Below are 1,934 nucleotides of genomic sequence, written 5' to 3'. Positions count from 1 at the left end.
GCGCACTGATCTAAGCCTTCTGTCTTAGACAAAAGACTGGTATGATGTGTATTTTGAAATTTTAAAAATTATGCTGTTTTTTTCAGTTCAAACAAGTGCTGTCCTGTTTTGTCATTTTGGATCTTATTATGAAGCTTGTTTATATTATGGGCGACCGCCAGGACCACACTCTGGGCAGTCACATTCTCCAGTCCCCGATAAGAGTACCGACGAAATCCCATGTCTGCTTTTATTTCCGCAAACGAGCCTTCTGCCTGGATACTCCGGTTCATCCTCAGCTGTGTCCCGTACTCACTCGTGATCCGTTCCAGATCTTCCCTTCTTTTTTCTTTCATCGTCTTGGAAACATAAAGCCTTTTTGCTCTTTCTTCCATTGGAGTCTTACAGTTATTCCCTTTGATACACTTTGTTTTATAGGGGCAGCCTGCACACTCACTACATTCGTAGACGGATGTGGTCCGTTGATAACCCTGGTGCTAGTATATAAATAGTGCAAGTCAAAATGAGAAAATTCCAAATAGACAATACATGATATAATAGAAGTATCGTACTGAAGGAGGATCTCATTATGGCAAAGCAACATGACAAACAGTTTAAACTGGATGCAGTCCAGTATTATTTCGATCACAAAGAGCTTGGTGTCCGTGGCTGTGCTCAAAACCTCGGTGTGGGTTACAGCACTCTGACAAAATGGCTGAAGGATTTCCGGGAGTCTGGCGATATCCCTGTTCGTGGCTCCGGTAATTACGCCTCTGATGAGCAGAAAGAGATTGCCCGTCTGAAACGCGAACTCCGTGATGCCCAGGATGCACTTGATGTGCTAAAAAAAGCTATCAGCATTCTGGGAAAATAACAGAAGCCATTTATCTCGAGGTTTCTGAAAAGACGGAAGCTGCCAGAAAACAGAATCGCCGGGTCTCCGTCTCCGGAATGCTGAAATATTCAGGCGTTTCACGGTCTGGATATCGTTCATGGCTAAACCGTACTCCTTCTGATACAGAAAAACGCAGGGAATACATAAAAGCCAAAATACAGGATATTTATGATCAATCGAAGCAAAACTACGGAGCCCCAAAAATCACCAGAAAGCTACGTCAGAAGGGGGAGACCATCTCAGAGCGTACTGTCGGAAAATATATGAAGGAAATGGGGATTAAAGCCCAATGGGTGAAACCATGGACGATCACTACCATAGATTCCGATTTCAGTAACGAACTTCAAAATATCCTGGATGAACAGTTTACTCCTGACCGCCCAAATGCGGTATGGTGCAGTGATATCACGTATATCTGGACGACAGATGGCTTTGTCTATCTGACAAGCATTATGGATCTATTTTCCCGTAAGATCATTGCCTGGACACTCAGCCAGACTTTAGAGGTATCCTGTGTGATTAATACTATCAATAAAGCGAAAGCCAGACGGAACACGAAGTTGCCGTTAATTATCCACAGTGACAGAGGAAGGCAGTATGTATCCCAGGCATATCGGGAAGCCACTGCAAAAATGCAGCGCAGCTACTCGAAAAAGGCTTTCCCATGGGATAATGCATGTATCGAATCGTTTCATGCACTTATCAAACGGGAATGGCTGAACCGGTTTAAAATACGTGATTATCAGCAGGCATATCGTCTGATATTCGAGTATATTGAAGCCTTTTATAATACCAAACGTATTCATAGTCATTGCGATTACATGTCACCAAATGACTTTGAAAAACTATATGAGCAGACACAGACAAACGAACTGCTCTTAGTAAGTTAAGATGAGGATAAATTTCTCATTTTAACTTGCGCTAAATCTTGACATAGGACCACCCGTTGCTGTTTTTTCCTTTCGGTCATATCTCCACTCGATATTCCTGCCATTAAAACAGATATAATGATCCTGCTCCGGATCGTATGTCATATTTTCCATGCGTCCGATATCCTGTT

The 1,934-nt window shown here is 42.7% G+C and carries 2 protein-coding genes and 1 pseudogene; 2 read left to right on the top strand and 1 reads right to left on the bottom strand.

Annotated elements, in window-relative coordinates; genetic code table 11:
• Nucleotides 1–68: 68 nt before the first annotated feature.
• Nucleotides 69–461 (bottom strand): annotated as a pseudogene (locus B5F87_RS20360) (transposase); the annotation flags it as partial.
• A gap of 107 nt (nucleotides 462–568) precedes the next feature.
• Between B5F87_RS20360 and B5F87_RS20355 the strand changes: the two are divergent.
• Nucleotides 569–853 (top strand): transposase, encoded by a 285-nt coding sequence (locus B5F87_RS20355; protein ID WP_207752756.1) that lies wholly within the window; start codon nucleotides 569–571, stop codon nucleotides 851–853.
• Complete coding sequence (locus B5F87_RS20350; protein ID WP_087284494.1) at nucleotides 850–1,764, top strand: IS3 family transposase; 915 nt, start codon at nucleotides 850–852, stop codon at nucleotides 1,762–1,764. Before B5F87_RS20355 ends, B5F87_RS20350 begins: the two co-directional genes overlap by 4 nt.
• Nucleotides 1,765–1,934 lie beyond the last annotated feature (170 nt).

This window comes from Eubacterium sp. An3 (assembly GCF_002159465.1).
In the GTDB taxonomy this organism is placed as follows: Bacteria; Bacillota; Clostridia; order Lachnospirales; family Lachnospiraceae; genus Anaerobutyricum; species Anaerobutyricum stercoris.
This window is presented reverse-complemented; position numbering and strand designations above follow the sequence as displayed.